Source organism: Bartonella queenslandensis AUST/NH15, from assembly GCF_000312585.1.
GTDB classification, from domain to species: Bacteria; Pseudomonadota; Alphaproteobacteria; order Rhizobiales; family Rhizobiaceae; genus Bartonella; species Bartonella queenslandensis_A.
In genome coordinates this window covers 4,640-5,523 of record NZ_HE997989.1, presented here as the reverse complement: position 1 = coordinate 5,523, position 884 = coordinate 4,640, and the positions used below count along the sequence as shown (strand labels likewise).

Genomic DNA, 884 nt, shown 5'->3' with positions numbered 1-884 from the left:
TTTAATCCATAAGTATTTGCAACAGAGATAAAAGCAGCGAATTCTTCATCAGAGAAGTTATGACTGATACATGTTTTGATAATTGTCTTTCGAAATTGATCATGAGAAAACCCATATTTGCTAGCCATTGTTGTTAAAGGGGAATTTGTCATGTTTATTTCCTTTTAATGCATGCTTTGTCGTTTAATTTCTTGAGATAGCACCCCCATGCCTTTTGTTGTGATTTTTGCTGAAGGAATGACTTTTTCTGTTCCATTTTCGGTTTGAACAGTGTGTGTTGAGCAATCCATTAGTCCTTTTTGGATTTTGTCTTGATAAGGCAATAAGTGAGCTCCGAAAGTGCGTCGATACACCCATCCTTTTTTCTGTAAGAAGATAATGAATTGTTTTGGTTGCATCTCGAGTATTTTAGCAGCTTCAGTTAGACCGAAGAGCCCATCGGTGCGTTGCAAGCTTTCAAGAGCCATTGCTTTTGGCTTAAGTGTATTCACTTCACTTTTTAAGGTCTCTAATTGTGTGACGCTTTCTAAAAGTAGTTTCTTAACAAAGAGAGGGTCTTCTAGAGCATTTGCGAGGTTTGCTTGCTTTTCTAATTCCTGCCACCGATCAATTATTTTTGCACGTAAAGCGGTGCTATAGCCAGAGACGAGGATTAGGCACTCGCGTTTTGGGAGGTAGTAACAGTTTTGTTTCTTTCTTTGGCTATCAAAATAGGTGCCCCCAAATTTGGGGAGACCCCCTTCATAGTATAATTCTGTAAGCATTTTTTTGATATCACGCATAACATGGTCATGTCGTTTACCGCATAACTCGGCAATCTCAACACTCGACATGGTTTGAACGGTTTGGTTATTAAAATCATTTTCTGTTGCTGTTATAAGATT

The 884-nt window shown here is 38.2% G+C and carries 1 protein-coding gene and 1 pseudogene; both read right to left on the bottom strand.

Annotation, left to right across the window (positions count from 1 at the left end):
- A pseudogene (locus tag BN338_RS13555) lies at positions 1 to 152 on the bottom strand (recombinase); the annotation flags it as partial.
- Between the two features lie 12 nt (positions 153 to 164).
- Positions 165 to 884, bottom strand: a 720-nt coding sequence (locus tag BN338_RS03285) for a Rha family transcriptional regulator (RefSeq protein WP_083868431.1), incomplete at its 5' end; no start/stop codon positions are given.